This window comes from Streptomyces candidus, from assembly GCF_014207445.1.
Taxonomy (GTDB): domain Bacteria; phylum Actinomycetota; class Actinomycetes; order Streptomycetales; family Streptomycetaceae; genus Streptomyces; species Streptomyces candidus.
On the sequence record NZ_JACHEM010000014.1, the window covers coordinates 1 to 26,825 of the forward strand.

The 26,825-nt window shown below is 68.3% G+C and carries 28 protein-coding genes; 12 read left to right on the top strand and 16 right to left on the bottom strand.

The window, feature by feature from the left end; genetic code table 11:
* From HNQ79_RS24480 to HNQ79_RS24490, 3 genes are all read left to right on the top strand, one after another.
* On the top strand, positions 1-579 hold a 579-nt coding region (locus tag HNQ79_RS24480), incomplete at its 5' end, for a cation:proton antiporter domain-containing protein (RefSeq protein WP_185034612.1).
* A 179-nt stretch (positions 580-758) separates the two neighbouring features.
* Positions 759-1,289, top strand: a complete 531-nt coding sequence (locus HNQ79_RS24485) for a DUF4396 domain-containing protein (RefSeq protein ID WP_229923483.1) — start codon at positions 759-761, stop codon at positions 1,287-1,289.
* 315 nt (positions 1,290-1,604) lie between these two features.
* Complete coding sequence (locus HNQ79_RS24490) at positions 1,605-2,015, top strand: four-helix bundle copper-binding protein (RefSeq protein WP_185034616.1); 411 nt, start codon at positions 1,605-1,607, stop codon at positions 2,013-2,015.
* A 204-nt stretch (positions 2,016-2,219) separates the two neighbouring features.
* Here HNQ79_RS24490 and HNQ79_RS24495 read toward each other — a convergent pair whose 3' ends face one another.
* Both HNQ79_RS24495 and HNQ79_RS24500 read right to left on the bottom strand, forming a co-directional pair.
* Entirely contained in the window at positions 2,220-2,453 is a 234-nt protein-coding gene (locus HNQ79_RS24495; protein WP_185034618.1) for a hypothetical protein, read from the bottom strand.
* Positions 2,454-2,902: 449 nt separating this feature from the next.
* The gene (locus HNQ79_RS24500; RefSeq protein ID WP_185034620.1) at positions 2,903-3,742 is read right to left on the bottom strand and encodes an SDR family oxidoreductase; all 840 of its coding nucleotides are present in this window, start codon (positions 3,740-3,742) and stop codon (positions 2,903-2,905) included.
* Positions 3,743-3,836: 94 nt separating this feature from the next.
* Here HNQ79_RS24500 and HNQ79_RS24505 point away from each other — a divergent pair, with 94 nt between their 5' ends.
* Together HNQ79_RS24505 and HNQ79_RS24510 are read left to right on the top strand one after the other, a co-directional pair.
* Positions 3,837-4,205, top strand: coding sequence for a winged helix-turn-helix transcriptional regulator (locus HNQ79_RS24505; protein WP_185035006.1), 369 nt, complete (start codon positions 3,837-3,839; stop codon positions 4,203-4,205).
* A gap of 173 nt (positions 4,206-4,378) precedes the next feature.
* On the top strand, positions 4,379-4,561 hold the full coding sequence (locus tag HNQ79_RS24510; RefSeq protein WP_185034622.1) for a hypothetical protein: 183 nt from the start codon (positions 4,379-4,381) through the stop codon (positions 4,559-4,561).
* Positions 4,562-5,466: 905 nt separating this feature from the next.
* On the opposite strand, the gene HNQ79_RS24515 is transcribed toward HNQ79_RS24510, so the two are convergent.
* The 4 genes from HNQ79_RS24515 to HNQ79_RS24530 all read right to left on the bottom strand — a co-directional run bounded on the left by HNQ79_RS24515 (position 5,467) and on the right by HNQ79_RS24530 (position 10,023).
* Positions 5,467-5,607, bottom strand: a complete 141-nt coding sequence (locus HNQ79_RS24515; protein WP_010070428.1) for a hypothetical protein — start codon at positions 5,605-5,607, stop codon at positions 5,467-5,469.
* 476 nt (positions 5,608-6,083) lie between these two features.
* A complete protein-coding gene (locus HNQ79_RS24520; RefSeq protein WP_185034624.1) occupies positions 6,084-7,514 on the bottom strand; it encodes an outer membrane protein assembly factor BamB family protein in 1,431 nt (476 codons plus the stop codon).
* A 169-nt stretch (positions 7,515-7,683) separates the two neighbouring features.
* Complete coding sequence (locus HNQ79_RS24525; protein ID WP_229923482.1) at positions 7,684-9,354, bottom strand: outer membrane protein assembly factor BamB family protein; 1,671 nt, start codon at positions 9,352-9,354, stop codon at positions 7,684-7,686.
* Positions 9,355-9,630: 276 nt separating this feature from the next.
* On the bottom strand, positions 9,631-10,023 hold the full coding sequence (locus HNQ79_RS24530; RefSeq protein ID WP_185034628.1) for a hypothetical protein: 393 nt from the start codon (positions 10,021-10,023) through the stop codon (positions 9,631-9,633).
* Positions 10,024-10,827: 804 nt separating this feature from the next.
* On the opposite strand from HNQ79_RS24530, the gene HNQ79_RS34805 reads away from it, so the two are divergent.
* The 5 genes from HNQ79_RS34805 (at position 10,828) to HNQ79_RS24555 (ending at position 14,683) form a co-directional block, all read left to right on the top strand.
* Positions 10,828-11,070, top strand: coding sequence for a hypothetical protein (locus tag HNQ79_RS34805; protein WP_373312551.1), 243 nt, complete (start codon positions 10,828-10,830; stop codon positions 11,068-11,070).
* A gap of 637 nt (positions 11,071-11,707) precedes the next feature.
* A complete protein-coding gene (melC1, locus tag HNQ79_RS24540; protein ID WP_185034630.1) occupies positions 11,708-12,115 on the top strand; it encodes an apotyrosinase chaperone MelC1 in 408 nt (135 codons plus the stop codon).
* 61 nt (positions 12,116-12,176) lie between these two features.
* Positions 12,177-13,004, top strand: coding sequence for a tyrosinase MelC2 (gene melC2, locus HNQ79_RS24545; protein ID WP_185034632.1), 828 nt, complete (start codon positions 12,177-12,179; stop codon positions 13,002-13,004).
* A 588-nt stretch (positions 13,005-13,592) separates the two neighbouring features.
* A complete protein-coding gene (locus HNQ79_RS24550) occupies positions 13,593-13,943 on the top strand; it encodes an ANTAR domain-containing protein (RefSeq protein WP_185034633.1) in 351 nt (116 codons plus the stop codon).
* Positions 13,944-14,113: 170 nt separating this feature from the next.
* Positions 14,114-14,683, top strand: a complete 570-nt coding sequence (locus tag HNQ79_RS24555) for a hypothetical protein (RefSeq protein WP_185034635.1) — start codon at positions 14,114-14,116, stop codon at positions 14,681-14,683.
* 263 nt (positions 14,684-14,946) lie between these two features.
* Here HNQ79_RS24555 and HNQ79_RS24560 read toward each other — a convergent pair whose 3' ends face one another.
* The 6 genes from HNQ79_RS24560 to HNQ79_RS24585 form a co-directional block, all read right to left on the bottom strand.
* Positions 14,947-15,768 (bottom strand): hypothetical protein, encoded by an 822-nt coding sequence (locus HNQ79_RS24560; RefSeq protein ID WP_185034637.1) that lies wholly within the window; start codon positions 15,766-15,768, stop codon positions 14,947-14,949.
* A 298-nt stretch (positions 15,769-16,066) separates the two neighbouring features.
* The gene (locus HNQ79_RS24565; protein WP_185034638.1) at positions 16,067-16,804 is read right to left on the bottom strand and encodes a formylglycine-generating enzyme family protein; all 738 of its coding nucleotides are present in this window, start codon (positions 16,802-16,804) and stop codon (positions 16,067-16,069) included.
* 269 nt (positions 16,805-17,073) lie between these two features.
* On the bottom strand, positions 17,074-17,490 hold the full coding sequence (locus tag HNQ79_RS24570) for a PPOX class F420-dependent oxidoreductase (RefSeq protein ID WP_185034640.1): 417 nt from the start codon (positions 17,488-17,490) through the stop codon (positions 17,074-17,076).
* 289 nt (positions 17,491-17,779) lie between these two features.
* Positions 17,780-18,004: a cold-shock protein gene (locus HNQ79_RS24575; RefSeq protein ID WP_185034642.1), complete on the bottom strand. Its 225-nt coding sequence runs from the start codon at positions 18,002-18,004 to the stop codon at positions 17,780-17,782.
* A 276-nt stretch (positions 18,005-18,280) separates the two neighbouring features.
* Entirely contained in the window at positions 18,281-19,231 is a 951-nt protein-coding gene (locus HNQ79_RS24580; protein WP_229923481.1) for an RNA-binding protein, read from the bottom strand.
* A 335-nt stretch (positions 19,232-19,566) separates the two neighbouring features.
* Complete coding sequence (locus HNQ79_RS24585; RefSeq protein ID WP_229923480.1) at positions 19,567-19,824, bottom strand: hypothetical protein; 258 nt, start codon at positions 19,822-19,824, stop codon at positions 19,567-19,569.
* 86 nt (positions 19,825-19,910) lie between these two features.
* On the opposite strand from HNQ79_RS24585, the gene HNQ79_RS24590 reads away from it, so the two are divergent.
* The gene (locus HNQ79_RS24590; protein ID WP_229923479.1) at positions 19,911-20,183 is read left to right on the top strand and encodes a hypothetical protein; all 273 of its coding nucleotides are present in this window, start codon (positions 19,911-19,913) and stop codon (positions 20,181-20,183) included.
* A gap of 360 nt (positions 20,184-20,543) precedes the next feature.
* On the opposite strand, the gene HNQ79_RS24595 is transcribed toward HNQ79_RS24590, so the two are convergent.
* Positions 20,544-20,777, bottom strand: coding sequence for a DUF6207 family protein (locus tag HNQ79_RS24595; protein WP_185034645.1), 234 nt, complete (start codon positions 20,775-20,777; stop codon positions 20,544-20,546).
* 322 nt (positions 20,778-21,099) lie between these two features.
* The gene (locus HNQ79_RS24600; protein WP_229923478.1) at positions 21,100-22,161 is read right to left on the bottom strand and encodes a sialidase family protein; all 1,062 of its coding nucleotides are present in this window, start codon (positions 22,159-22,161) and stop codon (positions 21,100-21,102) included.
* 732 nt (positions 22,162-22,893) lie between these two features.
* On the opposite strand from HNQ79_RS24600, the gene HNQ79_RS24605 reads away from it, so the two are divergent.
* Positions 22,894-24,342, top strand: coding sequence for an alanine/glycine:cation symporter family protein (locus HNQ79_RS24605; protein ID WP_185034648.1), 1,449 nt, complete (start codon positions 22,894-22,896; stop codon positions 24,340-24,342).
* 303 nt (positions 24,343-24,645) lie between these two features.
* On the opposite strand, the gene HNQ79_RS24610 is transcribed toward HNQ79_RS24605, so the two are convergent.
* Together HNQ79_RS24610 and HNQ79_RS24615 are read right to left on the bottom strand one after the other, a co-directional pair.
* A complete protein-coding gene (locus HNQ79_RS24610; RefSeq protein ID WP_185034650.1) occupies positions 24,646-25,236 on the bottom strand; it encodes a helix-turn-helix domain-containing protein in 591 nt (196 codons plus the stop codon).
* A gap of 269 nt (positions 25,237-25,505) precedes the next feature.
* The gene (locus HNQ79_RS24615; RefSeq protein ID WP_185034652.1) at positions 25,506-26,474 is read right to left on the bottom strand and encodes an AraC-like ligand-binding domain-containing protein; all 969 of its coding nucleotides are present in this window, start codon (positions 26,472-26,474) and stop codon (positions 25,506-25,508) included.
* Positions 26,475-26,825 lie beyond the last annotated feature (351 nt).

Here is a 26,825-nt window from a genome sequence, read left to right on the forward strand (position 1 = left end):
GCCGCCGAGAAACGCCACGCCATCGAGTCCGGCCCCTTGCTCATCTTCACGCTCGTGCTGGCCCTGTTCGTGCTCGGCGTGTCCGGGCTGCTGCACGTCGACGGCATCCTGGCCGTTTTCGTCTGCGGCCTGGCCTTCAACGCCACCAGTTCCGCGAGCGAGCGCGCCGACGAGAACAAGATCGACGAGGCAGTCAACCGCCTTGTGGTCCTGCCGCTGTTCACCGCGCTGGGAGCGATGCTTCCCTGGCGCGAGTGGGGCGAGCTGGGATGGTGGCGGGCACTGCTCCTGGTCGTCGGCGTGCTGCTGCTGCGCCGGCTGCCGGTCCTGCTCATCCTCAAACGGCCGCTCTCCCTGACCTGGCGGGACACGGTCTTCCTGGGCTGGTTCGGTCCCCTCGGGGTCTCGGCGCTGTTCTACCTGACCATGGAAGCCCATCGGCTCGGAACCAACCCCGTGGTACTGGCCGGCGGAACGCTGGTCGTCGCCGCCAGCACCATCGTCCACGCCATCACCACGGCCCCCGGCCTGGCCCTCTACCGCAAGGCCGCCAACCGGACACCAGAGAGGGCGCAGTGAGCGTGCCAAACCCTCGGCCCCCGTCCCCGGTAGCCCGTCGACGGCCTTCGCCAAGGGCGGTCGGTTTCCGTCGGGAGAACTTCGCCATCTGCCGCTCTTCGAACTCGGCCCCCTGTTGAATCGCCCAACCATCTCTAGGAACAGCGTTTGTCGACCGGTTGTAAAGGAGGATGAAGGTCATGGATCCCAGCACGCACCACACCGGCGCCGCGCACGACCCGGCCGCCCCAGGTGAGCACCACGCCCACGCCGGCCACCACGGCGGACACGCTCGTGGGGCGTCCTGGCCGACCGCTGCCAAGGCGACGCTGCACTGCCTGACCGGCTGTGCCATCGGCGAGATCCTGGGCATGGTCATCGGCACCGCGCTGCTGTGGGGCAACGTCGAGACCATGGTCCTGGCGATCGCGCTCGCGTTCCTCTTCGGCTACTCGTTCACACTGTTCGCGGTCCGCCGGGCCGGCCTGGGCTTCAAGAGCGCCGTCAAGGTGGCACTGGCCGCCGACACCGTCTCCATCGCCGTGATGGAACTGGTCGACAACGGCATCATCGCCCTCACCCCCGGTGCGATGGACGCCCACCTGTCCGACGGACTGTTCTGGTCGGCGCTCTTGGGCGGGTTCGCCGTCGCATTCCTGATCACCACACCGGTCAACAAGTGGATGATCGGCCGAGGCAAGGGCCATGCCGTCGTCCACGCCCACCACTGACCCAGCAAGCCAGCCGCGCCAGGCCCGGACACCCCGCACAGACAGGGCGGCCCGGGCCCGCCGGCCATATCCCGAAAACCGCGACGCCCGGCGCCCGGAGTTGCGTGGGAGTGGCCGGTCCAGTCGGCCACCGGGGCCACGCTCCGGCGCGACACCTGTTCCCTCGCGGGTCCACGACACGGGCCGGCCACGAGCAAACGCCAAGCGGCCAGCGGCCCGCGAACGCAGGCGAGGTTTCTCCTGCCCCACCCGGTGTTACCCCTACAAGGCGAGGCCAACGCCCGCCACGGGCATCCATCTCACCGGAGGACGATCATGACCACTGCTGCCAAGGCCATGCTGGACACCTATCCCGCCGACCTGGACAACGTCGACTGCGACAAGCTCGTCCGCTGTATCGAGGAATGCCTCGCCTGCGCACAGGCATGTACCGCCTGCGCGGACGCCTGCCTGTCGGAGGACATGGTCGCCGAGCTGACCAAGTGCATCCGCACCAACGCCGACTGCGCCGACCTCTGCACCGCCACCGCCGCTGTGCTCTCCCGCCACACCGGATATGACGCCAACGTCACCCGCGCGGCCCTCCAGGCGTGCGCGACCGTCTGCAAAGCTTGTGCCGACGAGTGCGGGCGCCACGCAGAGCAGCACAACCACTGCCGCGTATGCGCCGAAGCCTGCCGCCGCTGCGAACAGGCATGCAACGACCTCATCGCCTCCCTGCGCTGAGTCACCGGCCAAGTCGGCGTCGGTGCCTGTTCAGGCCGCCACCCCCGCGCGCGCATCGGCGGCGGCCGGCCCGGCTCCTTGCGTTCCTCGGCCTCGGCGCGTCGAATCCACCTCATCAACGAGGCCGAGCGGACGCGAGGTCCTTCCCGCGATCGATGAGCCTGCCCGTGAATCCGTCGCTCACCCGCGCCCTGGCTGACCGCTCTACACGACCTCCAGAGGGAAATCAGTGTGCGCTCCGTCCGCGATGACCTTGATCTGGACGGTGCCCGGGGACGCACCGGCGATGAGCGGAACATCCGTGCTGCCCGTGCCGTTCGAGGACGTGGTGATCATGACGGGAGAACCGCCCTGGAAATCGGTGCCGGTTCCTTGGGGGTCGTCCACGTAGAAACTCACCACCTGGCCTCCGGCCGGTTCGCCGCCGGCTCGGGCCATAACAGCCAGCGGAGCAAACTCCTGTCCCTTTCCCACCTGTTGCCCCTCACCCGTGATCAACGTGAGTGAATCCATTGCTCTGGTACTCCCTTGCAGTGGACAGTGCCGAGCAACATTGCTCGGTCGGACGGCTGTTGTTCCGGGTTCCCACTGAACGAGCGTCCGAATCCCGTGGCCGTCGCTTTGGCGGAACCGGCACCAAAAAATGCGACGCCGTGTCCGGCACCAGAAAATGCGACGCCGTGTACTGGGCGGATGTGCGCGGCTCGATGCCTGACCTGGTCCAGGCGGTAGGGCCAACGGGGTGGTCTGCACGCCGATTTGCCGCGGCTGCAGCGTCGGGTCCGGTCCGACCGGGGGTCATGTCAGCGTCTACTTCGAGTCAGGTTCATCGACTGTCAGCAGTGGATCGCCGAGCACGAGAGCAGTCCTGGCGGCGCTGTCCCGTGTCACCGGAACGCGGCGACATTGCGGGCGGCCCAGTCGGCGAAAGGACGCGGGGCGCGGCCGAGGACCTGCTGTACGTCCGGGCTGACGCGCAGCTCGGCCGGGCTCGGGGAGCCGAGGATGTCCAGGGTGTCGTCGGCAAGCTCCGCCGGCATGCTCTGGGTCATGGCGGTCTTGGCCTCTTCGCGGGTGAGTTCGTGGAACCTCACCGGCGAGCCCAGCGCGGCGGCGATGGCCTTTGTCTGCTGGCGCGGAGTGATCACCTCCGGACCGGTCAGCTCGTGGACGCTGCCGACGTGCCGGTCATCCAGCAGGCAGGCTGCCGCGACAGCGGCGATGTCCGCCGGATCGATGATCGGCACCCCGACGTCGCCGAAGGGCGCGGCGACGACCTGTTGCGCACGGACGGACTCGGCCCACCACAGGGCGTTGGAGGCGAAGCCGCCCGGCCGCAGGATGGCCCACTCCAGGCCGGACTCCCGCAGCATGTCCTCCAGTGCGCGCATCGCGATCCGCGTTCGGCCGCTGGGCCTGGTCACCACGCCCAGCGTGGAGAGCAGGACGACGCGGCGGACCCCGGCGGTCGCAGCTTCGCTGATGATGTCGGCAGGGTTGGCTCCAGTGGCGTGCAGCTCGCCGGACAGGAGCAGGAACAGCGCTTTCGCGCCGGTCAGTACGGGCTTGAGACTGGCCGGTTCGGCCAGGTCGCCCACCACGTGGCGGACGCCGTCCGGCACCGCCGCCGTATGGCGTGACACGGCCGTCACTTGCCGGCCCGCCTCGGCCAGCGCTTGCGTCAACGGTCGGCCGATATTTCCGGTGGCCCCGGTTACTACGATCATGATCAGCTCCTTGTCGGATGTCCTCTGTGGCCGTCACGCTAGGAGCCGGGCTTACTTTTGGTAAGGACATACCTTCAGGTAAGCTCATGCGGTGATGGAAAGTGTGCAGCACAGGCAGGCCGGGACGGACAAGCGGTATGACGTGTTTCACACCGGCTGCCCCGCGCGCGAGGTGGTCGACCACGTGACCAGCAGGTGGGGCGTCTGGGTGCTGATTTCGCTGCGGAACAACGACCTGCGGTTCTTCGAGTTGCGCGAGAGCATCCAGGGCATCAGCGAGAAGATGCTCGCCCAGACCTTGCGCGCGCTGGTCCAGGACGGCCTGGTCTGGCGGGAGGTCGAGCCGACGACGCCACCTCAGGTCACCTACGGACTGACCGGGTTCGGCCGGGACGTCGGCGAGCCGCTGACGGAGCTGTTCGACCGGATCACACAGCAACTCTCGCCGCGCAGCGCGGGATAGCGCAGTACTGGCTGGTGCACGTGGTACTGGCTGGTGCGCGTCGCGCGACGCGAGGGACGACCTGGTGAGCCAGATCTCAGCCCGACCGACAGTCCGCCCGACCGACAGCGCCCTCCGGCCGCCCCGAACGCGCCGCGTGACGTCCAGGTGGAAGATCACCACGGCCGTGACCTGTGGCCCGGCACCACAGCGAGGCGTGGCAGCAGATCGCCCTCCAGCTGGGCGTCTCCCGGCAGTCGCCCGAGCTCTCCGATCCCCCGGAGACCGAGCCCGCTCTGATCGTCCGCACGGACAGGGCCCGTCCGTCGTGGTGCTTCTGTTCTCACCGCGCCGGGCCGGCCCCGGTCCTGTGGTGAGGGCGGCGCGGGCGTAGCGGACCGCGAGGTTCCCGAATACGGTGGCCCGTTGGGGTGATCCAATGACATCGATATCGGTGTCGAAGCGGCCGATGGCGGCGGCGAGTCCGGCCCATGACCAGGAGCCGAGGACGAGTCGGCAGTGACGGGAGCCGAGTTCCCCGACGATTCCGTCCTGGGCGAAGGTCCCGACGTCACAGGCCGGGAGGTGGAGGATGACTTCACCTTGGCCGGGCCAGTCGGTGGTGGGGCCGTCGTTGCCACGCAAGCGGCTGGTGAGGTCGCCGTCTGCAGCGCGTGAGCTCGAAGGCGACGCCGGGGCCCGGTGAAGTGGGCGTAGGGGAGGTTGCCGGTCATCGAGCGGAGCGTTTCGTTCACTTGGTGCATCGTCTCCGCGCCGGTCAGCTGCGACCGGGCCGCGAGGATGGTGTCGGCGGCCAGGAGGGAAGAGCCCGGACCGCCCGCCCGAAACACTCCAGCTCACGCAAGCCGCATGCTCTCGCCTCGTCGCGCGCGGCCGACGCTCACAGTCCACAGCCAACGGTTCCCAGCGTCTCTGCCGGGGCCACTTGCCCGCCAGCCCCAGATTGGCCCGGCTCCGCAAGTCCGGAAACCCCTGCGCGATGACAGCAGCCGGCTCCAGGCATGCCATGCCCGAGTCCGCTGCCGTCGGGCCCGTGGCACATCCCAAGGTTCCGTAGGTGCGGACTGCGTCCTGAAGCTTCCGGGCGACGGAATCGAGCGTCGCGAATCCCTGGCGCCCATTGATCTCGCGCAAGGCCAGGCCGACAGCCTCGGATGTGGCATCGGCCGCTGCCTTGCACTTCGCAGTGAACATCCGAGGCGGCGACGACGAGCAGGGCGAGTTCGTGGTTCAGAGTCGCGCCGGATCGCGCTACCTGCTGTTAGCCGAGCAAGTGGCTGATGCCGCCTTGACCGTCCGCTCCGTTCCAGATCACGGCCCCCAACCAGAACGGGAACCAGAACACCTCCTCCGGCAGGAAGGGGGTGGAGATGAACCAGATGAGAGGCAGGGCAACGAACACCAGGCAGCAACCCCTGCCACTCCTGCGAGAAGCGGATGACGGCGGTGTTGTATTCGTGGGCATCTCGCGAAGGTAGGTGGCGCTTACAACTCGCGCATGAGTACCCGTACTCACGGCGTCGGCTGTGGTCGCTCCTGGGATGTCCGCCGTGGCTTGGCGCCTACCTTGTGATGGGCGGGGCGGCTGAAAGCCTCGCCGGTTACAAGGACTCTGCCCACGTCATGACAGGCCGAGGATCTGGGCCGGTAGACCGTCCAGCTCTGGGCCGGTAGACCGTCCAGCTAGGGGGCGATGCGGGGTGCGTCGTAGCCGGCGTCCAGCACTACCGGAATCTCCGGATTACCCCGTCCCGGCGAAGCACGGGGGCGGGCCGGCCTGCCCCTCTTCCCCGACCGCACGCTTCTGCTCGTCCAAGCCCGCCGCCTCCGCCACCGGCTCGGCACCAAGGCCGCCCGCAACACTTGGCCACGACCGCCTCAGACCGTCGTGTAGGCCAGAGCCAGACACGTCCGCTCGCCGGTCGAGGTCTTCCGAGGCTTGCCGATCATCCCATCAGACATGAACATCCGGCCATGGGTATAGAGAATTTCCGCGCCGTAGGAGAACGCACACTCCGTGTCGTGCGTGCTTCCCCGGACGTGGCTCGCCAGCAGGGTCACTGGCGTGAAGCTGTCCCCGCCGATGCTGACGATCTGCTTGCTGCCCTCACCGAAGACCGGTTCTCTGTAAGCGATGAGGTTGCCGCCGTCCATACGCAGCGGGTACATCGCGTGCCGGACGCCCGCGTCGGCCTTGTCGGATGTCGGTTTTCCCGTGGTGAGGTCGAACGAGACAATCTCATTGGTTCGGACGAACTCCTCTGTGCCGACCTGGTGCTCCTCGGTGGGGAAGTAGATCCTGTCGTTGCCGACCACCACGCCGCGGCAGCCTTCCACTTCGTCGAAGGTGCAGTCCACCACGTACCGGTCCCGCGGCGCGGGGATGATGGTCTTGAGTTTGCCGGTCTTCTCGTCGATCGAGAAGAAGTCGCGGCTGTCCGAGACGTCGCCCGAGGCGCTGAAGAGTTTGGCGGTGACGACCAGCGGTCGCGTGGAGACGATCGACGGGTAGGCAAAGCCCGTTGGCATCCTGAACGTCGAAATCGGCTCGCGCGTGGCGGTGTTGATGTTCTGGACCTCCCAGTACAGGCTTTCGTACGGACCACACCTGCGGACCGCCGCAAGCGTCTCGCCGCCCCCGTATCCCACGTCGGCGCACTTCTCGGCGTTGAGCTGGGGCTTCCACAGTTCTCTGCCGTCGGTCAGGCCCCAGGCGGCGCCGCCTTTGTCGCCGGAGGCGGCGACCGTGTTCCCGCTCAGGGTGACTTCGTCGAACCGGACCTTCTGGTCATCGGCCGCCGTGCCGCCGCTGACGGACCGGCTCCACAGCAGTTTGCCCTTGGTGAGATCGATCGCGCCGACCTCGGTGCAGGGCACGGTGTCCTTCGTCGTCCTGGGCTTGGTGGCTTCGAAGGCGATCGCGGTTCTGTTGTCCTTCGATGTGTGGTGCGAGGCCGCGCAGAGCTGGCCGGGCAGCGCGATCGTCCACAGTCGAGTGCCATCGGCGATGTCGTACCCGCTGATCGACGCAACGCCCGGCTTGACGTACACCGTGTCGGTCAGCCAGGAACCGGCGACTTTCACATCGGTGGTGACGACGGGGACAGGCAATGCGAACGCCACCTCGGACCGGGTGTCCGTGGGGACTCTTTCCCCGCCCGGGCCGTCCGCGGCCTCCCTCCCGGACTTGCCGTCTGTCCCGGCCGAACCCCTGACGTCGTTCCTCCGCTCGCCGTCACCGTTCGCGTACCAGACTCCACCACCGACGATCAGCACCGTGGCAACAGCCGCAGCGATGACGATCCGCATGCGCGTGGTCGGCTTCCTGCGGTCGCCGGGGCCCGGCGGCGGCGTGTGCGCCTGCGGCTGAAGGGACGGGGGCCACTGCGGATATCCGTATCCCGGCCCTTGCTGCTGTGGCGGGAGCGGAGCGCCGAAACCGCCGGGCGGGGGTTGCTGCGCCATGTGGATGAGCCTCTCACTTGCCGAACGCCATCACGATCTTCTTCGTCTTCTCTTCGGCGTCCGTGATCGCGGAGGCGACGAAGCTGTTCGCAAGGTAGAAAACACCGTGCGCGTACACGAAGCGCGCCTTCCAGAAGGTGCTCTCGATCTGCGCCGTCGACGCCGGATGCTGGAGCAGCACCTTCGGCGTGCCGCCCGTCGGAGCGAGGGTGGCGACCGCGCCGCCCCTGTCAGTGGAAGCTGCCACGTACAACAGGACGTTGCCGCCGTCTCCCAGGTGCAGCGGGGTCATGGTGCGACCGGTGGGGGCCGCAGCACGCCACTTGGGCCTGCCGGTGTCCAGGTCGAAGGCCACCACCGCGTTCGCGGTGCGGCTGGCGCTGGTGTCGGTCGCCATGTACAGGGTGTTCGTGTCGGCGGCGACACCCGTGCAGTCCTCCACGCCGTCGGCCTTGGCCGCGAACGAACCAGTGCACATGGGCTCGTACGTGTCGTCGCCGACCTGGATCCGGGAGCGGAGTTTCCCCGCGTCGGTCAGCGCCAGGACAGCCCGTTTCTTGACATTGCTGTCATCGTGCCGGAATGCCGAGAAGACAAGCGGGCTGACCGAGTAGACCTTCTCGACTCTCCAGTGGAGGTCGAGCCGGTAGGCCCACTTGACCCTGCCGGTGACCGGGTCGACCTCGCTCAGCTCCTCCTGCACCTGGTTGGGGTCACTCGTGCTGCACCCGGCGGCGGCGATCAGCCTCCGGCCTCCCGCGAAGGCGTCCGGTTGACAGGTGCCCGGCGGGCGCGAGCCCCACAGCTGCTTTCCGTCGGCGAGCGAGAAGGCGAACGACTGGCGCCCACCAGCCGCGACCACCGTGGAGCCGCTGATGGTGAGCGTGATGTCGGAGGGCAGCGGCTGGTTCGAATCCTTCGGGATCGGCCTCTCCCAGCCCGCCTGGCCGTTCCGCAGGTCGATCTGCTGGAGTCCGGTGCACTTCTCGCGCTCGCCGGGCTTGTCGTTGACACCGATGACGATCGTGCCGTTGTCGGCGGGCGCGACGGGTGCGGCACAGAGCCCGGTGGGCAAGGTCAAGGCCCACTTGCGTGTGCCGTCGGCCGTCGAGTAGGCGGAGACCGTCTTGTAGACGCCCACGACGACGATGTCTCCGACGACCCACGGCCCGTACACGTCTGCACCCCTGCCGGGCAGGTCGACGTCGTTCCTGAGCAACCAGTTGACCTTGGCCTCGCCCGGTTTGCGCCCTGCGTTGAGGTTCTCGTTCCGGGCGCCGCTGGCAGCTCCGCCCGGGCCCTGGCCGGCAGAGGCGGACCCGGAGGGCTCGGCGTTCTGGCTCGGCTTCGCCTCCGGCGTGTTCGTGTCGCCGCCGCCGACCGCGAACCAGACGCCGCCGCTGATCACCAACAGGGCCGCAAGGACCGCGCCGATGAGCGCAACTCGCCTGCCCGTGAACAAGCCGCGACCGTCGCTGCCACCGACGGACGGGGTAGGAGCACTCGTGGGCCGCTGCGCGGGTTGGCCGCCGTGGGGGTTGAGCCGACCGCCGTACGGGCCGGGGACCTCGTGCATCGGCGCGACGTACTGCTGGCCGTTGACGCTGGGCTGCGAGGCGAACGGTGCGGGCCGGCCGACTGGCTGCGGGGGACCGTAACTGGACTCGGACGGCAGCAAAGGCACGCCCTGCGGAGCTCCCTGAGACGGTACCTGCGGAGCGCCAGAACCCTCCGGTGACGGGTGGCTGGGCGGGTGAGTCATCCGTGCTTCCCTTTCGTACGGTGCGCTGACCGGCCGGTGCTCCCGGTGCCGGCAGGGGCATCCGGGGCAGGCGTTGCTGCGGTGGATCGGATCGCGGCGCAGGCGGCCGGATCGGCGTTGGGGGCAGTGCAGTGGAACCGGACCTGGTCAGCGCGACGGCGGAAGAAACTTCCAGGCTTGCAGCCACCGCGCCTGCTGTCAGCCGATCCTGGGAGGCGTCCCGGGCCCGGAGGGGCGGTACCCGTCGACGTAAGCCTTCGTGCCCCGGCGGGAGCACAGGGTGATCGCTACCGCTGAGAGAACCAGCGCGCACACGAAACCGATGAGTTGGGCTCGAACGGTCTCCGAGCCGAAGTCGGCCTGGGCGATCATCGACCCTATTGCCACACCGGAGAGACCGGCGATGATGCCGAACTGTACGATCAGCCGCTCGGCTCCGTCGCCGTCGCCCGCCAGGAGGCGAAAGGCGTTCCGCGCGATGGACAGGCCGAAGAGCAGAAGCACCAGCCCGATGATCGGGCCGAAGCCGGACTCGAACGTCTTGACTCCGGTGTAGGCGGCGTAGCAGGCCATGCTCCCGCCGAGCAGCACCGAAAAGACTCCCGCGGCCGTCGCGACGGCCGGCCGCGGCGCGGAGACCGGTGCCGGGGCGGAGCGGCGGTCAGACGGGTTGCGAGGCGCGTGCGTCACAGCGTCCCCGTCCGAAAACGGCCGTTGGGCTCGACGGCCCGCTGGAAGTCCTGCCCGGCTGATCCGGGCCCGCTCGGCCCCGAAAAATGAGTCTCCACCGTGTATCCGCCTTCCTTGGTTGAGCCGCTGGGGCGAGCCGTTGTCCATGAGGCAGCGGTCGCCCTCAGCGGCGGCGTGCTCTGCACTCTCGCGTTCTCCCTGGTCAGCGCGCCAGGTCAGGGACCGGCCACTTGTGGCCGGTGCGGAAGACAGGGTCGCCGGGACCGGGACCGACGGCGAAAGGCGCGAGGTGACGGGGAGTTCGGCCAGTTGGTGCGTCGACGGCGACGCAGGGCGGGGACCCCCACCGGGATCCTCCGGCACACGACGTGCTGGCCGGGACCACCCACCATGGCACGGCCCCGTCACTCGGCTTCGTGTGGCTGCGCGCCATAGTTGGCCCGTCCGGCCAACTGCGCGTGCAAATTTCCCGAGCAGGTCTGCGGAAGAGGCCCGCGCTTCGACCAGAGGCGCTGCGTCCTACAGAGGGGCGCCAGGTCAGCGGCCTGGGACTGTCTCTTTGAAGGGATGCGGCACAGGGGATACCAGGGCGCCCGGCGCAATGGCCGAGGGGCTTGAGGAGTACCGGGGGGGAGCTGACCGGGTACTGCTACCGGATGTCGGGGGTCTTACGCCGAGGCCGAGGACGCCGCGCAGGAGGCGCTGGTGCGGGCGTGGCGGAGCAGCGGCCGCTTCGAGGGGCGCTCGGCGCTGCGGACGTGGGTGTACCGCATTGCCAACGTGCAACGTGTGTCTGGACGCCCTCGCATCAGGCAAGCGGCGGGCGCTGCCGATGGACCTGTCCGGGCCAAGTGGGGGCGGCACCCCGCCGGCGCCCTCGCAGGACTCCGCTCTGTGAGTGGAACCCTGCCCCGGCAGGGTTCCGGAGGCGGCCGCCATGGCGGGTGAGTCGGTCCAGTTGGCGTTCGTCCGGGAACAGCTCCACGTACTCCTGCTCGCAAAGCTGCGGGCGGCGAAGCAGTTCCACCGGTCGAGGGCGGTGATCGACTTCAGCCACATCCGGGCCGCCCGGAGGGGCCCAGAAGCGGGCCGAGCCCGGTCGACGCGCGGTCGTCATCCTGCTCGCCCCGGTGTCGGCGCTCGCCGCGCACATCGTGTTCAGCGAGGAGGGCTACGCCGGTCCGAGCCCAGCTTCCATGCAAGGCCGCCTGCAAATCCGGACAGCCTCTCGACGTGACGAGTGACACGATTATCGGCACGCGACGACAAATCCTGTGCGTGACACCAAGGTTGACCACGGAATCTATGGAACAACCTCGGCACGACCGGCTGCACCGGAAGATCGAGTTCGTTCAACATCACACTACGTGTGGGCTCCTGTCCGTATAGCGATCCCCGGCCGCCCCGCGACTTCGCTTCCTGGGGCATGACGCTGTAGTCATATCCACCGACGGCCCGCCGGGGCCCGGACGGCCTGACCAGCCGGCTGCACCTCGGCAAGGGGTCGTCGATGCGCCGCCGTATGCGAACCAACGGTTCGGGCGCAGCAACTCACAGCGACTCGCATCAACCAGGGGGAACACCCATGTCTCAACTGAGCCGACGCAGCGCCCTCGGCGCCTCCGCCACAGCTCTGGCCGGCCTCACTCTGACAGCCTTCGCGCGCCCGAACGGGCCGCCCGGTCCTCCGTCCGCCGGTCACGACAACCGCGCCCACTCCCCGGAAGGTCACGGGCACACCCCGACGCAGCCGAAGCCGTTCGACGAGTTCTTCAAAGGACGCCGCATACAGGGCGCGCCGTCGCAGCACGAAGGACACCACGGCGTCGGCTACTCCGTGCGCATCGATGGCCGGGAGCTGCACGTGATGCGGAACGCCGACGGTACGTGGATCAGCGTGGTCAATCACTACGAGACGTTCGCCGGCCCGCGGGCCGTGGCTCGTGCCGCCGTGGTCGAACTTCAGGGCGCGCAGCTCGTCCCTCTGCTCTGACTGCACCGACTTCACCGCCGTCCGGCAACGCCGTCCAGCCCTGAAAACCGAAGGCACTTCCATGACCGTACGCAAGAATCAGGCGAACCTCAGCCCCGCCGAGAAGCGCAACTTTGTCGAGGCGCTGCTCGAGCTCAAGCGCAGCGGGCGCTACGACACATTCGTCACTACTCACAACGCGTTCATCATGAGCGACACCGACAACGGAGACCGGGTGGGCCACCGTTCCCCGTCCTTCCTGCCCTGGCACCGCCGGTACCTCATAGAGTTCGAGCAGGCTCTCCAGGCAGTGAACCCGGAGGTGGCTCTGCCCTACTGGGACTGGACGGCCGACCGCTCCCCCACATCCTCACTGTGGGCCACCGACTTTCTCGGCGGTACGGGCCGAAGCAGGGACGGACAGGTGAGCGACGGCGCATTCGCGGTGACCGCCGGCAGCTGGCCGGTGTCCGTACGGGTCGACGGACGTGGTTTCCTCCGCCGCGCTCTGGGAGCCGGCGGGCGGCAGTTGCCCACGCGTGCGGAGGTCGACTCGGTGCTCGCGATGCCCACGTACGACACCGCGCCCTGGAACAGCGCGTCCGCCGGTTTCCGCAATCACCTGGAAGGCTGGCGCGGCGTCAACCTTCACAACCGTGTCCACACGTGGGTGGGTGGCCAGATGGCCACCGGCGTCTCCCCCAACGACCCGGTCTTCTGGCTGCATCATGCGTTCATAGACCGGCTCTGGGCCCAGTGGCAGGCCCGGCACCCGCGATCGACGTATCTGCCTGCCGCCACGACGCCCAACGTAGTGGACCTCAATGACGTCATGCGTCCGTGGAACGACGTGACGCCCGCCGACATGCTGGACCACACCAGGCATTACACCTACGACACCGCGGCGTGACCCGAGCCTGCGCACTGGCAGACATACCCCGGGCCTGCCGCCGACGTTGTTGTCCGTGAATCTTGGATACTCCGGCCGACGTTTGCTGGCCGGAGTATCCGGATACCGGACTCCGGCAGGGGTCTGCGCCGACCTTCCGAACAGCGGTGGACGCGCCGCCCCTTGAACTCGGCACCGCTGGTGAAGCCGCCCGGCGTCCGGCCGTTGTCGGTGACCGGCGTTGGCGGGCGCTCGTTGGACAGGGCCGGCCAGTCGCCCCGGTGCGGCTGTGCGGAGGGGCACAGGTGTGCGCCGGCTCCCCGGGAGGTGCGCCAGGACCGGTGGCCAGCTCTGCTTCTCGCCCTGGCCGAGGACCGGGTCGAGGCGCTGTCCCCCAGCGGCCACACGGTGCGCTGCGGTGAACGGGATGATGCCCAAGCAAGAGGGCGAGCGGGTGGGTGACGAGGGTGGCCGGTCATTCGCGCAGCGTTTCAAGAAGTTCGGGGGATTGATCCTTTCTTGTCAGGTTCACAGCTATATTGGTCAGAGTAAGCAACCCCCAGCCCTCGGGTTCCATGCGCGATGATGTTGAAGGCTTTCATGCGACGTATGGTCACAACGCACGAGGAGCAGTGGTCGACGTCGACTTCGGTCGTCTTCGAGGACACGGCTCCGGCTGATGAGATCGCGGGTTTGCGCTCGGAGAACCTGAGGCTGCGGAGGGCGCTGCGCGGGCGGGCGGTGACCGAGCGGGCCCAGGGGATGGTGATGGCGCTCATGCCGTGTTCTCGTGACCGCGCCCAGGACTTGCTGTCGGACATGGCCGGCCGCTGCGGGCTGAAGGTCCGCGAGGTGGCTCTCGCCCTGGTCTCCACGTCCGAGGGCCGGCCGCTGTCGCTGCGGATGCAGGGTGAGCTGGCCCGCGCCGTGCAGCGCCAGAGTCAAGAGGACATCGCCTGATCGACCCGCCGGGTCGCCTCGCAGTCGGGCAGCGCCGGCGGGAAGAGCAACCCGTGTTGTTCCGGGTGGGATCGCGATGTGGGTGACCTCCGGGGGGCTCCGGGGCCCCGTCCAGCTTTCCTGCGTTCCGTCCCCACGCGTGAAAAGAAGCGACCCCTTGGGAGGTTCCTGTGCAGAAGAATCGAGCACGACCGGCGAAGATTGACCAGGCGTTCCGTGACGCGGACGGCCAGGCAGTGCAGATCGACGGCAGAGCAGTCCACCTCGCCTTCGCGATCGCGATCCCGTGGACGGTCGCCGGGCTGGCCCTCCGGTTCACCTCCGCCGTGGACCGCCCCGAGCAGGGGGTGTGTCTGGAGTTGTCCAGCGGTGACCTCCTCGTCAACCGCCGACACACCCCGGACGTCTGCCTCTGGGCCGGCACGACCCCCTCGACAGTCGATCTGGACATCCTGCGCAACCCCACAGCTCCCTGCACCCTGCGGGTATGGAACTGCTGGCGCGGCACCCGCGGCGAACGCCGCATGTGGACCGGGAACGCCGGCCTGCTGGTCGACCTCAACCCCGGCGCGTCCTACCGGTTCAGCTGCAGCGACGGGACCGGCCCGGCGGCCTTCACCGACCTCGTGTTCACCCTAAAGGTCCAGCCGAAGCACACCGATCCCTGGCGGGAGGCCGCTGCGCCCCCGGCTTTCGAACAGGGACCGCACGCCACACACCCCGTCAGCGCGAACACGTGAACCGAACCGCCACCCCGGCCACCGCAGGAGGACAGCCCGCGGGCGTCGAGGACAACTACAGCGGCAGCAACTGAGCGCAGAGCCCGGACTCCGGACCGTTCCTCCGGGTCACTCCTCCGGGTCACTCCTCCGGGGACCGAACCGCCCCAGGATGAGGAAACAGGGAAAACGAAGGACCGGAAAGCGCCGTGGGCGCCTCCGGTCCTTCTCCGTGCCCCGCCGGGACTCTTCTCCTCCACAGCGCGGAGGCGGGTGGTGGGTGGTCAGCCGGTGCAGTTGGGCACTGCAGGGGCGCTGCCGACGCAGTTGTTGGGGATGTTGGCGGTGATGGGTGTGTTGGTGGTGGTCATCGTTCCGCCGGAACGGTGGACGCCGCCCGCGGTGAGCCCGGCACTGTTGGAGGTCACGGCGGTGTCGGTGAGGGTGGTCGCGGTGGAGTTGTTCGCCGCGATGCCACCACCCTGCGTCCCGGCCACGTTGCCGATGACGAACAGGGGGCTGCCCGTCACACCGGTGGTCGTCAGGGTGCCCCTGACGCCGTTGTAGATGCCGCCTCCCTGCAGCAGGGCGGTGTTGTCCGAGACCTGGCTGCGCGTGAACGTCGCGGCGGGAGCGGTCCCGTTGGGGGTGTCGGCGTTGGCCAGGCCGCCTCCGTTCAGTGTCGCGGTGTTGCCGGTCAGGCTGCTGACGGTGAGGGTGACTGCGCCGGAGTTCAGGATGCCGCCCCCGTTGCCGACGACGCTGCCGCCCGTGAACGCGACGCCCGTCGTGAGGGTCAGGGAGCCCTTGCTGCTGACCTCGGCGATACGGAAGGGCAGCAGTGAGGAACGGGTGACGGTCGCGGGGCCGAGCATCTCGATGCGGGAGGTGATGACCGGCAGTGCGTTGGCCAACCCACCGTGCGGCGAGGTCATCGCGTAGGTGCAGCCCGATGCGAGGACGAGAGTGTCGGGGGCGCTGGTGGAGTTGGCGAGGTTGACCGCCGCGACGAGGGCATTCTCGCTGCACGCCACAGGTATGGTGGCGGCGTGCGCCGCGGTGGTGGTGGCGGCCAGCCCTCCGGCCACGACAGTCGTGAGGGCCACAATCCGGACGATGGTGCGGACACGTCGCATGACGCCGCCTCTGTTTGAAACCGAACGGGATCCTGCGCGGCGCGGCGCGCCGCGAGGTCAGTTCTACGCCTGGAGCCGTCGTTCAGACTCGCCGGTCGGGACCAGCCCCGCAAGGGCGTAGGGGGCGGTCCGGCGGGATTCCTCGCACGCCGGAGTGCACGCCCCGCTGTCGGCGTACATCGAAAGGTGCGCAGGTCGGTTCAGACGAAAGCGCACTGGCTTGAGGACATGCCGCACCTCGTGGGGTATCGGGTGTCTTCATCCCGCTCTACTCCGCTGGTGCTGCCAGCCGGAGTCCCACGCCGATCGCTGCCAAGTCCCTTTCATAGGCGCCGTGTCGACGGGCACACCGGGCCAGGTCTCGGTCGTGGCAGAACGCGCCCCCTCGGGTGACGTGCGGATCGAATGCCCAGTCCTCGGTGCTCGGTACCTCGTGGGGAGCGCCCGGGTAGGGGGCATAGAGGGTGGAGGTCCACTCGTCGGCGTTTCCTGCCATGTCCAGCACACCGAACGGGCTGGCGCCTGCCGGGAACGAGCCGACCGGCATCGTGGTGCCGATACCGAGGTCTACCAGATTGGCCAGGCCGGTGCGGTACTGCGCGCCCCAGGGGAACTCCCGGCCGTCATCGCCCCGGGCGGCGCGCTCCCACTCGCCCTCCGTGGGCAGCCTCACCCCCGGGTCGTCGAGCTGTTCCCCGAGCCACTGGCAGTAGGCCATCGCCGCGTCCCAGGTGACCCCGACGATCGGGTGGTTCGCCGATGTCTGCGGAGTCGGTCTGCCGGTGGCCGCCGCGAAGAGCGTCCACTGACCGACCGTGACCTGGGTGCGGGCGATCCGAAATGCCGGGACGCGGATCTCCGCGCGCGGGGCCTCCTTCCTGTACCACTCCACCGGCACCCCGGTATCGGCATAGCGGAGCGCCACCTCTGCCACCTCATCGATCGGCGTACCCCGACGCAGCAACCCGGCCGGTATCTCGACCCAGTCCACCTGCTCCACCCGCATGGTCTCTCCTCAGCTCGGCCGAACAGCTTGCATGATCACCTTTATGGACTCGGCGGGCCTCGGCCGATGGACCTGCCTCGGAGGTGACTTTGGAACCAGGACCCGCAGCCGTCATCCGCTGGTGCTTCGTCATGGTGGGGGCGTCGAGCGCGTCGAGGGCCCCGCCCCGGCCCAGGGGCCAGCCGGTGGCCGGTCCGCGACAGCGCACGCGGTATCAGCAACCGTGCCGGCGGACAACCCCCGTACGAAATGATTCCGCTGGACGAACTCTAGACGTCGCGGGCGTGGCCTCCCCTGCCTTCGAGGTGCCAGCGGATGATGCGTTCCGGGTGGATGCGGACCACGTCGTTGCTGAAGCAGTCCGGTGCCACGGACGGCACTTCGACCATGATCAGCTCGGCGCGGCCGCGGATCTTCACGCCGCGCCCCCATCCGGGGGCGGCGGCGGGTTCGTCCTGCGGGGTCATGTCGTCGACGACGAAGGCGACCTGCGGATGGGCTTCGGCGTTACGGTACTTCCGGCTCTTCGCGTTGTCGGGGCCGCCGATGTCGACGGTCCCGCCCTCGTTGAGCCGGAAGCCGACCGGGCGCAGGGCCAGCGTCCCGTCCGGGGCCGCGGTAGCCAGCCGGCCGAGTCCCCGCCCGAGCAGATAGGCGCGTTCAGCAGCGGTGCAGAGTGAGTTCATGCCAGGAACGTAGAACCTCAACCTGGGTGGAGATCAAGCCCTTCAAAGGCGCTATTCGGATACACCGGGGCCAGGTCGATGCAGATCCACCAGTCCCGAGCCGGGTCTCCACGGAAGGTGAGAACCTGATGCTGCCGGGGAGCTCGAAGTTCGGGTGTGGTCGATCCAATTCTGCGTGGAACCTGAGCGATGCGTCCTCCCTGCTCAGGTGACCGTGTAGCGGGGCGGTCGTCGGCTTGGAAACCCCGCGGGTTGAGCTGCCCCCTCTCACGGTGGCGGCGTCAGGCACTCAGGCAGGCAAAGGCACGATGCTCACCGCACGGTAGTCGTAACCGTCTTGCTTGAAGCCGGGAGCTTCCCACGCAAGGTTCACCTGCTGCCCGGGGAACAATGCACGGAAGCCAGCCATCTGAATGTTGGAGTAATGGCCGAAGCAGCCGCCGGGAGTCTCCGGCGAGTCGAGCACACCCCATCCCTCTTCCTCGCTCCACCAGCGAACAGTCGCAGTCACCATGCCCGGAACCCTACGAGCTCTGAGATTTCCGAGCACAGACGTCCTGGTCTGGCTGCTCCTGTTTCATCCCACGACATCCGGAACGCTGGGAACCCAGCGCGGTCACGCGCTGACGGACACCATTCCACTGCTGATCAACCATGCGCAGAACATGCGCGGGGTCACTGACAGTGAAGCCGGCCACGGGCCACTCACGCCCTGCGGGTTCGTGCGGTTTCTAGCACCGCGCGGGCCGCGTCGGATACGAGCCCCTGCGATGCCGGCACCCCAGAGTGACTACCGGTCACCATCGGGCGCGGAGCACGCGTCACTGTCCGGCAGGACAGCACAGAGCAGCGGGCGGTGTTCGGTGAGAGGCAGGACTCGGGCGGCTCGGGCATCGGTCATCTGGGCGGTGAGCTGCCGGAAGTGGGTGTCGTCGACGATCGCGTGGTTGAACGTGCCGTCGTGCGCCTCCCAGACGAACTCGGCAGATTCGTCCTGGGGCAGTGCGGCAAGGACGGCGGTGACGTCCGGGTTCAGGTCGGGCCAGACGCTCAGAAGTGCGCGCGGGCCCAGGCCGACTCGCACCGCGTCCAGATTTTTGGGTGTGATGCGGTGCCAGCGGGCGGCGTTGCGGACGTAGCTTTCCTCAAGGAGCAGTGTTCGGCGTGAGGCCAGTTCGGTGCGCACGCGCATCCAGAAGTTCTCGTCGGCCGGTTCTGTCACTTCCGCTTCGTCGAACTCGGCCGCGTAGGGCGAGGCTGCCAGCGGTCGCGGGAAGAGGCCGAGTTCGCGGGTGCGCGCCACAGCGTGCGGGCAGGGCTGTTCGCTGCCCACGTACAGGTACTGATCCCACCCGACGTGCACGGTGAAGGTGTCTCCGGCCTCCAGTCGGCACCAGGCGCCCTGGTCGCGGAGCATGACGCGGATCAGTTCCAGGGCGACCGGGAGGGAGACCTCGGCCCCGTCGTGGTAGCCGGTGAGGTCGGGTGGGAAGAGCCCGTCGAGGCCGTGCCCTGCAACGGAGGGCTCTGCGCCGAAGTGGACGTAGCCCGCGACCGCAGGGTCGCGGATCTCCAGCCGGTCGATGCCCGCATCCTGCGCGAAGGCAGCGACCGCCGCCAGGTAGGCCGCTTCGACAGGCCCGTGATCGCTGATCGTGTCCTCGGCACCGATGTAGCGCCCCTGCTCGTCGCGGTCAGCGGGGTCGTACTTGGTGATCTGGTGAACGAAGGCCGGTGGCACGAGGCTCCTCGGAGACGGAAGGGGCGCTCAGCGTAGAGCGCCGGCCGATCATGCCATTTCCGGGTCCGCCTGCTCGAAGCAGGACGTTGCGAGGCAGGCCGTGGCCTGATGCGAAAGTGCCGTCGTTGATCGCCGCGGAAGACGAGATGCCGGAGAGCCTTGCGAGGTTCTGGCTCGTAGCCCGTTCGCTCAGGACAGAGATCGAGGGGTGCACGCATGTGGCTTCGACCGCGCCAGTGAAGGTCCGCACCTCAACGCTGATCCACATGAGGACACGCGAGCGCCCGATGCCGTAAACGCTCCGGCATCCGCGCAGGTTCCCGCTCCCTACGCGGTCACATCGGAGCCCCGGGCGGCGCATAGTGATTCAAGTAGTCCTGCAGCCGCGGCTCCAGCGGTGGCAGTCGACTGGCGGCGACCGCATGCCGGAGGCGGTTCTCGATCCAGAACCGATGGGCAAACTCCTCGAACGACGGCGCACACCACGTGATCGCGGCCTTCTGCTCCTCCGCGTCCTCAAGATCAGTCTGTGTCTCCTCCCCGTCGCGCCGCGCCTCGTGCTCAGACTCGTAGTCGAGGTCGGAGTAGACCACGAACGCCACATTCCTTGGGCGCAGGTAGAGGTACCAGATGACACAGTCCTGTTGATCCCGGAAAAACCGCACCAGGAAGGTGGCCCGTGCTGTACCTGGACGCCAGCGATCCCGCTGATCCACGCGTACGTGATCACGACAAGCAAGGCCGGTCCGCCACCGTCAGCTCCCACCCGATGTGGCAGTCGATCACCTCACTCCTGCACCACACCGCGGAAGCGCTGGAGTGCGGTGAGCCCGTCGACAGATACCTCCGCCCCACCGAGCGAAGCGACTTTCAGCAGTGGCGCTTCGTCGGTGAACCGGAACCGCCCAAGGAGCGGAGAATCGCCAAGTACGGGGTGACGATCGACGATTAAAGACCGTGTCTGACCACAATCACGCCGCGCACAGTCGTTCTCTGAGGACGCGGCGCTGCGTGTCCGAGTGTCATAGGTGCGGCCAACCAGCGTGGCGGCGTGGGCCGCGAACATGTACTCGTGGGTGCACTGAGCTGTGGATGTCGCACCGTTCACCGTGAAGCGCTTCACGTGCTGCGTTCTGGCCTCGGTGCCGTCTACCTCGACGCCCACTGCAACGATGGCTGGCCACCCTGAGTGCTGCCTTCGTACGAACGCGCGCTGTCCATAGGCAGGGAGTCGCTGGCAGACGGCGCGCGCTCCCGACGTGACGGTCCGGGCGACAGCGGCCGGGACCGGAAGCGAGCGGTACCCTCCCGGTCACGTCATACGCCCGTCCTGCCCCGGGGGCGGCTGCCGGATGTCGACGTACACCCGGGCCTGGACCCCATGTTGGCCCGGGACGCGGGCCCGCACCGTGGTGGTGGCCGCCCACCGCTCCCCCAGGACACGGCACACTTCGAGGAGGGTGTCCTCGTCGAGGGCGTGGACGGTGAGTACGGCAAGGCCCGGCTCGGGCAGGTGGGTGCCCAGCGCATCGTCGGTGAGTTCCATGCCAGCAGGAACGCGGCCGCCCCACCACCGGTTACCGGCGGGCCCGGGGTTCACCCGGTCGAGAACGCACCCCGGGCAGCCGGTACCTGGCAACGGCGCATGCTCCTCCGCCTTCGCCAGGACCGAACCGGGGCAGGTGTGCCGCATTCTGCACCGTCTGGTGTGTGTCCCGGCGAGAAGTTGACGGACGTGGGTGAGGTGCTGCCATGGTTCGACGCGCTGCGGAGGGTGAACGCGGAGCGGGCCCGGGAAGTCTGGTCACAAGCACAGCCGCAGCATCGTTGTCCGGGATTCGGGCCCTCCGGCACCTCGCGGGGGTTTTTCATGTGAGGGTGCGGGACAGCGGAAGCCGTGTGAAGCGGATGGTGTCGTGGGAGCCCCGTGGGCCCGTCTCGTAGAGAAGTCCCGCCGTGATGACGCCCGTTTGTACCAGGTCCGAGTAGCCGGCCGGGTCTTTTGACGCTGTCCACACCGGTCGCCATGACCGGCCACCGTCGCTACTGGCCCGTACCTGCATGGCCTGTCTCCGTTTCGGGGCGGAAGGTCCGGAGTACAGCAACGGGCCCCGCCAGGCCGGTGTGGCGACTTGCAGCACGCTTCCTTGGACGATCGGTCCTGCCAGCAGGGGCTGCGGTTGGAAGGGGACGGAGAGCGTTTCGCCGCCGTCGGCGCTGTAGGCGTCCGCGCGATTACCGTCGGCCGTCGGGTCGTGGTCACGGGCGTTGATGTAGACCGTGCCGTCGGGCAGTTCGGCCAGGGTGCTCTCGTTGAGCGCGAGCGGGCCGTTCACCGAGCCGCTCACGTAGCCGATCCGCCAGGTATGGCCACCGTCGTCGCTGAGGAGCGAGTGTGCTCCGCTGCGGCCCGTGGTGCGTGAGCTGTGATTGGCCGGGACCAGGAGCCGGCCTCGGTCCGGGCCGTGCCGCAGGGCTACCGCATGGCCCGGCCCGACGGCGTACCAGCGCCAGTGCGCGGGTTTGACCGAACTTGTGATGTCCCGCTGCGGTGACCACGTTCTGCCGTTGTCGGTACTGCGCTGGACGTACACGCGGCGTGCCGAGGCCGCCGCCGTGCCGGACCTCACCTCCCGTTGGGTGGCTCCGCCGATGGTCCGGCACGTCAGCAGGACGACGTCTCCGCTGCCGGGGTCGATCACCGGCACGGGGTTGCCCACGGTGTCTCCTCCGGCGTCGGCCACCGTCTGGAGTGGCTGCCAGGTGCATCCGCCGTCGAAGGAGCGTCGCAGGACCAGGTCGATGTCGCCGTCGTCGGCGGCGGAGTGCCGTCGGCCTTCGGCGAAGGCCAGCAGCGGACCGTCCGGCACCTGGAGCGCTGCCGGGATACGAAAGGTGCGGTAGTCCGAATCGCCCGATCGGTACGGCACGGAAGTCCGGCACGACGCATGCTCGTACGCTGTGGCCGTCCCAGGCAGAAGTGCTCCTTGACCGGCGGCGACGACAACGGCAACGGCGAGTGCTAGTCGACAACCGACAGCGCCACGTCTCATCACGTCTCTCATTTCTTGGGGTGCTTTCGTGCATTTCTTGGGGTGCTTTCGTGCGCTTTGACGCGTTCCGTGTGGTGAGCCTTCGCCTGACAACATAACGACCGAAAGCGGACCAAAGACCGTGTTTGCGAGGCAGGTGGATGAGTCCGACCAGATGGACGAGAGGGAGAGGGAACTACGCGGGGAAGGGCATTCGCGACACTCGCCGCTGTGGCTCTTCTCGTCGCCGGGAGTGCTGCCCGTGCGCGGACCGGCGACGAGGCACCTCCAGTGCTGGCGCTGACCGGAGTGGAGGACGTGGCGCCTGCCGACCTGGCGAGGCTGCCGAGCCCGGACCGGCCGGCGCTGCTCACGGGTTGCGGATCCGGCTCACGTCCCGATGTGCCCCCTTGATAAAGGCCTGGCGAATTCCCGCACATATCGCCCTATGTGAGATAGACCACTTTCGGGGGCCATAGGCAGAGGCGGCCACCCCGGCCTACAGTCCTGTCGTTTGCGGAGTATTCGGCTCCGCGTTGTCCGGCCCAACCCTCCGCTCCGTACACGACCTGTACGCGCACGCAGAGACCGGGCCGATTCCCCGACTCACAAGGAACCGGGAACATCCGCATGGGCACGTTGGAAACCTGGGTCGTCGAGTTCAACGACGTCTTCTGGACATACCTGTTGATTCCGCTGGTCGCCGTCGCCGGCGTCTGGTTCACGCTGCGCTCCAAGGGCGTGCAGATCCGCCTGATCCCGGAAATGTTCCGGGTCTTCAGGGACAAGCCGCAGTCCGGCGTCAGCCCCTTCGGTGCCTTCACCATCTCCGCCGCCGCACGGATCGGCACCGGCAACATCGCCGGTGTGGCCACCGCCATCACCATGGGCGGCCCCGGAGCCGTCTTCTGGATGTGGGTGATGGCCCTGGTCGGCGGTGCCTCGGCGTTCGTCGAGTCGGTCCTGGCCCAGCTGTACAAGGTGCGCGACACCGAGCCCGGTACGTACCGAGGCGGCCCGGCCTACTACATGCAGAAGGCGCTCGGAATGCGCTGGCTCGGCGTGGTCTTCGCCGTTCTGATCACGCTCACGTTCGGGTTCGTGCTGACCGCGGTGCAGTCCAACACGATCACGGTGGCCACGAAGGGCTCCTTCGGCTCGGACGCCTCCTGGTTCAATCCCGTCCTCGGCATCGTGCTCGCCGCGCTGCTCGCGCTCGCGGTGTTCTTCGGCGTGAAGCGCCTGACCGCCGTCACCAAGGTCATCATCCCGGTGATGGCCGCGCTCTACCTGCTGACCGGCCTGGTCATCGTGCTCCTCAACCTCGGCAACGTGCCTGGCATACTCGCCGACATCATCGGCGGCGCCTTCGGCTTCCGCGAGGTCGCGGGCGGCGCCGTGGGTACGGCGATCCTGCAGGGCGTGCGGCGCGGCATGTTCTCCAACGAGGCGGGCATGGGTTCCGCCCCGAACGCCGCCGCGGCCGCGGAGACCACGCACCCGGTCAAGCAGGGCCTGGTCCAGACCCTCGGCGTCTACTTCGACACCTTGGTCATCTGCACCATGACCGCCCTCGTGATCCTCTCCGCCAACCCGACCCTCGGTGAGCGCGGCGGCGCGGACGTCACGCAGGCCGCCTTCACCGGCGCGCTCGGCGACTGGGCCGGTCACCTGCTGACCCTGGTGGTCTTCATGGTCGCCTTCAGCTCCATGATCGGTAACTACTACTACGGCGAGTCCAACATCCAGTTCATCACCCGCAGCAAGAGCGTGATGAGCACGTACCGTGCGATGGTCGTCGCCTGCGCCGTTCTCGGCGCGATCGGCTCCGTCCCGCTGGTCTGGAGCCTCGCGGATGTCACGATGGGCGCGATGGCCCTGGTCAACCTGATCGCGATCATCCCCCTCAGCGCGGTCGCCTTCCGCCTCCTCGACGACTACCTGGCCCAGCGCCGCCAGGGCCTCGACCCGGTCTTCCGCAAGGACAAGGTCCCGGGCCTGCGCGGCGAGGTGGAATGCTGGGGCCCGTCGGACCAGGACGCCGCGCCGCAGGAGCGGATGCCGGTCCGCTCGCTCTGACACACGGACGCGTCCTCGCGCGACCGTACGCATCGAAGGGCGGCATCCCGGGAGGGGTGCCGCCCTCGGGCGTTTCGAGGCCGGACCCGAATCCCAGCTACCGAGTCGAGTCGAGTCGCGAAGGAATTGCGGGACGGGATGTCCCCGATAGTGGTGTGGAGACGCTGGTCGCGGGTGGAGGGTGAACGCGATTCACGGGGGCAATCGAGTCTCCGTCGGACCCGGAGCGTTCGTCCGAGCCCGCTCCGTGGTGGCGGCTGCCCGCCACTCCCCCAGGACATGGCACGTGGCGCGGCCGCACGGTCACCCGGGAGCGCCTTGGGGGGTGTCGTCGCTGTCACCGTGGTGCCCGCGGCGGGCGTCGCGGTCGAAGATGCCGAGGATCTCGCAGGGTCCGCCGTCGGCGCCGATCGCGTGCGGCATCATTGTGGGGAACTCGGCGGCCTGATTGGTCTCCAGGCGGAAGCGGCGGTGGCCGAGCATGAGGATCGCGGTGCCGGACAGGACGACGAGCCATTCGCGCCCCGGGTGGGCGCGCATGTGTGCCGGGTTCTCGGGGGGCGGTTCGGTCATGCGCTGGCGCACCACGCTCATCCCGGGGTCGGCCCTGATGGTCCAGCGCATCCGACCGTGGGTGCTGTCGATGGTCGGGCTGGTGACGACATCGTCGGTGGCGGTCTCCACGAGCTGATCGAGCGTGGTGTCCAGGGCGCGGGCGAGGGTGACCAGCTGATCCAGCGCGAGGCGGCGCTGACCGTTCTCGATGCGGCTCAGTGAGGACTGGCTGAGGTGGGCACGGGAGGCCAACTCCTCCAGTGACCAGCCCTGCGCGACCCGTAGTGCGCGGATGCGTTTGCGTACGAGGCTGTCCAGATCTTCATCTTCTTGCGTCATGGGCAAGAGTGTATGCCTTGGAAGCATCTCCGGTTTCTGGTGCCGTGTACCGACAGCGGCTCCCCGCGCAACGCGCCCGCCGAGGCCATGCACGGATTCATCGGCCGCACACGTCCTCGTCGACGGCCGCTTCGTCATCGAGGACGGCATGCGGACCTCCGTGCTGGCAGGCCCAACGGTCCGGGGCCCGGACGCGCTGCCAGGGGCTGACGGCCTGGTGCCGACCGAAGACCGTCAGGCGGTTCGGGCGCGCGGGCGCGCGGAGGTCATCACGTGCGGGAGCGGGGATGGTTCTGGTCGCGCCAGGCCCGCGGCGAGATTCCGAACGTCCGTTTGAACACCTTGCTGAAGTGGGTCGCGTCCACGAAGCCCCAACTCCGGCCTATCGCCGCAATGGTCCGCAGCCGCCCGTCCGGGCCAGCCAGCTCCCGTCTGCATTCGGTCAGGCGGCGTGTACGTATCCAGTCTCCGAGGCTGATTCCCGACCGCGACAGCACCGCGTAGAGGTGACGCACGGAGATGCCGTGCGCGGCGGCGATCTGTGCCGCCGACAGACCGGGATCAGCCAGGTGGGACCGGATGTACTGAGTGATCCGCAGGCTGAGGGTGGCTTCCAGCGGGCCCCTGGCCAAGCCGGAGTCGCCGTACTGGGACGTCAGGACGGCGCGGAGAAGTCCAACGCTTGGTTCCACGACGGTGTCGGCGTGCGCATCCTGGTGCAGTTCGTCGCTGACAGCCAGTTGGGAGAAGTAGGTGAAGGCGAGGCGCGCAACGGGGTTGCCGGACCCCAGGGGGACCGCGGTGATGTCCCGTAGTAACCGGTCGGGGAGGGCGAGTACCGCGCGGGGAAACCGGATGAAGCGGTGGTCGACTCCCTCGTCGAAGAGAAGCATGTAGGGAGCGATCGATTCGTAGACGACGCAGTCCCCCGGGCCCAGGAGGCACTCGCGACCGTTCTGCACCACCATGCTGCTGCCCGTCATCTGAACACCGAGAGAGACGGCCGGCTCCTCGTCCTCGCGGGCGAGCCGCTCCGTCCGACGCATCCTGACCGCGGTCGCCCGCGCCGAGCAGATCTTGATGGGCCCCACAGCACTGAGACCCAGACGGACGTTGATGTCCTCGGCCGCAGGGCCGTGGTCGATATCGATTGCCACCATGGACTTCCACACCGCGTTCCGGACGACTTCTTCCCGGTCCCGCGGCGGTATGTACGCGGTGTCCAGGGCCGGGCTCATGGGGCAGCTCTCCGTCTGCAGCGATCACAGAGCCGGCCTGGCAGTACCTCGGCCCGTTGCTCCATTTCGTTCCCCCTCGGCGCGTCGGTTCCTGACGTCAGTGTGTCGGGAGTCCCTCGCGCCGTGCAACAGCTTCGTCGGCGACACGCGGGGCCGGTCCTCGTTTCTGCGGCGCCATCTCAAGGTGGTGCACGACTGACAAAGTCCCCTGCACGGACGACACATTCCGAAGTCCACGATGACCCTAACGTCTGTGGGGGCCGGAGAACGGGGCGTCGCACACCCACATCACGAGCCTTGTCCACGCCATCGCCCGTCCGCGTCACGCCAGTTCGGACCGAGGACGGAACA